The organism is Thermoleptolyngbya sp. M55_K2018_002 (assembly GCF_015295965.1).
Lineage (GTDB): Bacteria > Cyanobacteriota > Cyanobacteriia > Elainellales > Elainellaceae > Thermoleptolyngbya > Thermoleptolyngbya sichuanensis.
The window spans coordinates 1-4,842 of the sequence record NZ_DVEA01000057.1 but is presented as its reverse complement, the minus strand read 5'-3'; the positions used below and the strand labels follow the sequence as shown (position 1 = coordinate 4,842).

Sequence of the window (4,842 nt, the reverse complement as noted above, 5' to 3'; positions counted from 1 at the left end):
AGCCGTGTCGCCTGCGCGGATTTCGCCCGTCAGCATTCCCTCCGCCAGCGCGTCCTCCAGCAGGCGGGTGACGGCTCGGCGCATGGGTCGCGCTCCGTAGGCAGGGTCATAGCCCTCCGCCAGCAGCCGCTCTTTGACGGCATCGGTGACGATGAGCGCCATGCCCTGTTCGCTGAGACGCTGATTCACCTCGCGGATCATCAGGTCGGCCACCTGCGTCACCTCGTCGCGAGTGAGCGGGCGGAAGACGATGATTTCGTCCAATCGGTTCAGCAACTCAGGCCGGAAGGACTGCTTTAGCTCGTCGTTGATGCGATCGCGCATCCGGGTATACTGCGAGTCGCCTTCGCCCAGATCAAAGCCCAGCCCGCTGCCGCCTTTTTGGATGGCGCGAGAGCCGATGTTGGAGGTGAAGATGATCAGCGTGTTCTTAAAGCTGACCGTGCGCCCCTTAGAATCCGTCAGGCGACCGTCTTCCAGTAGTTGCAGCAGGATGTTAAACACGTCGGGATGGGCCTTTTCGATTTCATCGAACAGCACCACCGTATAGGGCTTGCGGCGGACGGCTTCCGTCAGTTGACCGCCTTCGTCGTAGCCCACGTAGCCTGGGGGCGAACCGACCAGCTTCGACACCGTATGCGGCTCCATAAATTCCGACATATCCAGTCGGATCATCGCCTCCTCTGACCCGAAGATGGCCGCCGCCAGCGCCTTGGTTAGCTCTGTCTTGCCCACGCCCGTCGGCCCAGAGAAGAACAGGCTGGCGATGGGCCGATCCAGATCCTTCAGCCCCACGCGCGATCGCCGGATGGCCCGTGCAGCGGCCTTCACCGCCTCATCTTGCCCAATCACCCGCTCGTGCAGGCGCTCCTCCAGATGCAGCAGCGAGATCGATTCCGATTCCGTTAGCTTGTTTACCGGAACGCCTGTCCAGGATTCGACCACCTGGGCGATGTCTTCGGCGGTGACTGTAGGAGGAAGAGAGGAAGAGAGGGCGAGAGGAGACGGCTCTATTGTCTCCATAGCCTGATCCCGGACACCTGCACCCTGCCCCCTGATCTGTGACTCTAGCTCGCGCTGGCGATCGCGCAGTTGGGTGGCTTTGTCAAAGTCCTGCTCCTGCACGGCAGCGTTTTTCTCAGCAAGGACGCGGCGTAGCTCCTGCTTTAGTTCCCGCGTAGGAGCCTGGGCCGAATAACGGAAGCGGACACGGGAGCCAGCCTCGTCGATCAGGTCGATGGCTTTGTCCGGCAGGAAGCGATCGGTAATGTAGCGATCGCTCAGGGTGGCCGCTGCGACCAGCGCTTCGTCCGAAATCAGCAGGTTGTGGTGCTGCTCATAACGCTGGCGCAGACCCCGCAAAATCTCCACCGTTTCCAGCACTGTTGGCGGTTCCACCATCACGGGCTGAAAGCGGCGTTCGAGCGCAGCGTCCCGCTCGATATGCTTGCGATATTCGTCTAGCGTGGTGGCTCCGATGCACTGCAACTCGCCCCGCGCTAGGGCAGGCTTCAGTAGGTTGGCTGCGTCCATGCCGCCCTCTAGCGAACCTGCGCCCACCAGGGTATGAATTTCATCGATCACCAGGATGACGTTTCCTGCCTCGCGCACCTCCTGCATGATTTGCTTGAGGCGTTCTTCAAAGTCGCCCCGGAAGCGAGTTCCTGCCAGCAGCGTGCCCATGTCGAGGCTAATCACTTGGCGCTCTAGCAGCAGGTCAGGCACGTCCTGATTCACGATGCGCTGGGCCAGCCCTTCGGCGATCGCCGTTTTGCCCACACCTGGCTCCCCAATTAGCACCGGATTATTCTTGCTGCGGCGACCGAGAATTTGCACCACCCGCTCCACTTCTTTTTGGCGGCCCACCATCGGGTCGAGCTTGCCCTCGGCGGCTAGCTCTGTCAGGTTGGTGCCAAACTCTTGCAGCATTTTGGGCTTGCGGCTGTTGCGGCTGTTGCGCTTGGCGTTGCCGCCGATGGGCACTTCGGCCACTTCGCCCACAGCGCGAATCACCCTGGTTCGCAGTTGATCCAAATTGACACCCAGGTTTTCTAGCACCTTCGCAGCGACGCTTTCCTGTTCCTGGGCCAGGCTCAGCAGCAGATGCTCAGTCCCCACATGGCGCTGGTCGAGGCGGCGAGACTCCTGAAACGCTTGCTCAAAGACTCGTTTTGACTTGGGGGTAAAGGGAATTTCGGGCGGTACGAAGCCAGACCCGCGCCCAATAATATTTTCGACCTCGTGGCGGGCGGCCTCCACGGTCACGCCCAAATCGGTCAGCACGTCTGCTGCAATGTGGTCTTTTACCAGCAGTAGCCCCAGCAGGATTTGCTCTGTGCCAACGAAGTTGTGTCCCAGCCGACGAGCTTCTTCCTGGGCTGCCATCACCACGGCGATCGCTTTTTCAGTGAAATACTCAAACATCCTCAGAACCTTGAATGAGGTTTGCCCGGTTTGCCAACTGGCTCCCCGTCAGAAGCACATGCCGCGAGTATTCAGCGGTTCATGCAGTCCCAATACTGGTGCATATGAATTTTTATGTACTCCGTAGTTCCAATGTATCCGCATTTCCGCCTCGACAGCAGGGAGGATAACCGTATCTACCCGGAGGAGTAAGGGGAGTTAAGGAGTTGCTTGCCCTGAAATGCGATGCCCAGCGGTTGGGATATTTGGGACTTTTTTGGAACTATTCAACCTTGTGAATCGTACTGAAGTAAAAGGGGGCAAAAAACCTCCCTTTGGATAGAAATCGGGTGCGGTAGACCGTCCGTGGCGCGGTGCGGTCTGGGTTCGGTCTGCGGAAAACCCATCCAATTTGGGCAACATTCCACACCTGCAAAACCCTCGTCATGCCTGGGCTAGGGCTGGATACTGTTATTCATTCACGATTCATGTGCGAGTTGCGATCGCCCAGGACGGGGCCCAACGCTCGACATCTCCAATTCTGTCCGCTGACTTTTTCTGGTATCCCTGACATCTTTTCTCCTACATGTCTCTGAGGTTCTCATCATGTTCCAACCCACCCATCTACTGGTTTCGCGCTCTCGCAAAACTCCTGTCCAACTCATGCCCAGCGCCAATGGGCTGATGCTGCTTACCGAGACGGAATTTAACGCCGGAACAGAGGCAGCGTTTGAAATGCGCCCTCGTCTGGGGATCTTTTGCAAAGGTGTGCCCTTGGTGGGCTATAGCCTGCAACCCATGCCTGCGTCTGTGCCTGCTGCGCCCAGCGCGTCTGCGGTTAGCCCCGCCTGCTAGGGATAGCAATCGGATCGATTCTGGATTTTGGATTTGCGATTTTGGATTGCCAGCAAAGCGCCTGCGGGGCTGTCAGCAATTTCATTCGTAGCTCCGGCCAGGAGAATTAACATCGGGGCATGGACTAAGCTTGACTGGCTGGGTCGATCTTTCATAGACTATGCCAACCCAAAGCCCCCTAAAGTGTGCGCTGTGAGCAATATGCCTGTGATGCCACCGCAAGCTGGATTTTCCCTAGTTCCTCTGCTGCTTGGACTGCTGGTTGGGACGGGGGCGATTCCCGCAGGGAGCGCTTCGCGAATCGCCCAAACCCCGGCTCCAGAGGTTTCCCCAGAGACTACGCCGGATGCCGCACCAGAATTGCCGTCGGAATCGTCACCCGATCTACCGCCCGATCTGCCCCCCGACGACCCCCAGGCCCAGGCCTCCGTCAGCGGCGCGGTCGTCTCGCTCCAGCGCAGCGCCCTCCCACCCAATGCCATTCTCAGCGTGCAACTGCTGGATCTGACACGGGCCAGTGCGTCTACTGTGGTGCTAGCAGAGCAGACGATTCGCACCAACGGGCGACAGATGCCGCTGAATTTTGAAATTCTCTACGACCCGGCGCTGATTCAGGACAATCATCGCTACGCCGTTCGCGCCCGCGTTCTGATCAACGGGGCGATCGCCCTGGCCAGTCCCCAGACCTATCCCGTCATCACCGGGGGCAATCCGAGTCGGGTCGAGGTGCGGGTAGAGCCAGTAAGGTGAGGGAAAAGGGAAGAACGAAGAACGAAGAAGGAAAACCGAAACCTCTTCGTTCTTCCCTCTTCATTCTTCCTTCTTCGTTCTTCCTTTTTTCACTACGTGTTCATCCGCTCGTAGATTGCCGAAGCCGAGGGCGAGTAGCGCGTCAGGTAGGAGAAGATCCAGAACTTGATGCAGGAATCAATAAACACGGGCACTGTGGCGATAAAGCCGTTGATAAAGACCTTGCTTTCGGGTAGCCCAAAGTGACGAAACACGCCTTCGAGGATGACTTCCCAGCCCTCAGCAGAGTGGAACCCGACGAAAATATCGGTGACCAGGATAAACAGGAACACTTTCGCGGGGTCGCTGAGGGTGAGGAAGGTGCGGTTGGTAAAGTTGCCCAATAGCCGGAGGCGATCGCGCCCAAAGTAGACCAGCCCCACCAGCACCAAAACCGAGGTTAGGTCGGCCAGCACGTTTTTGAGGCCGTCAAGCTGCTTTTCGCGGGCTTCGCGCCATAGCTCGACGGCTTTTTCTTGCAGCGCCTGTTCATATTCGCGGGCTTCCTTCTCGAGATCGGTGCGGAATTCGGGCGAGTTGGGCAGGTCAGTCGTCACAATGATGCCGCGCGATGGGCTGCCGTGGGCCATCCCTGGAGCTATGCTGGGCCCTGAAGCTATGCCGGGCGATCGCCCATCCAGCAGAGGGGCCGCCTCGGTCGGTAGGCTATTGGGGGAAGCAGCCAACAGGCCGACAGAAGAGCGCGTCAGGGTTTTATTTTCAAGCGCCTGGTTGAAAAAGGAGCGTTTGCGCTGCCAAAAGCTGCCCTGCGAGGGTTCTGCGGCGGGCGGCTGA

Annotated in this window: 3 protein-coding genes and 1 pseudogene; 2 read left to right on the top strand and 2 right to left on the bottom strand. The window is 58.7% G+C overall.

What is annotated here, in order from left to right; all coding sequences use genetic code 11:
• On the bottom strand, positions 1-2,424 hold a 2,424-nt coding region (locus IGS51_RS02755; RefSeq protein ID WP_297075600.1), incomplete at its 3' end, for an ATP-dependent Clp protease ATP-binding subunit.
• A gap of 585 nt (positions 2,425-3,009) precedes the next feature.
• Here IGS51_RS02755 and IGS51_RS02750 point away from each other — a divergent pair.
• Positions 3,010-3,258, top strand: a complete 249-nt coding sequence (locus tag IGS51_RS02750; RefSeq protein WP_297075598.1) for a hypothetical protein — start codon at positions 3,010-3,012, stop codon at positions 3,256-3,258.
• A gap of 201 nt (positions 3,259-3,459) precedes the next feature.
• Entirely contained in the window at positions 3,460-4,008 is a 549-nt protein-coding gene (locus tag IGS51_RS02745; protein ID WP_297075603.1) for a YbaY family lipoprotein, read from the top strand.
• 92 nt (positions 4,009-4,100) lie between these two features.
• On the opposite strand, the pseudogene IGS51_RS02740 reads toward IGS51_RS02745, so the two are convergent.
• A pseudogene (locus tag IGS51_RS02740) lies at positions 4,101-4,842 on the bottom strand (hypothetical protein); the annotation flags it as partial.

Bases quoted from the DNA above. Each gene is read 5' to 3' on its own strand.
- IGS51_RS02750 (WP_297075598.1), top strand. From the start codon at position 3,010: ATGTTCCAACCCACCCATCTACTGGTTTCGCGCTCTCGCAAAACTCCT.
- IGS51_RS02745 (WP_297075603.1), top strand. From the start codon at position 3,460: ATGCCTGTGATGCCACCGCAAGCTGGATTTTCCCTAGTTCCTCTGCTG.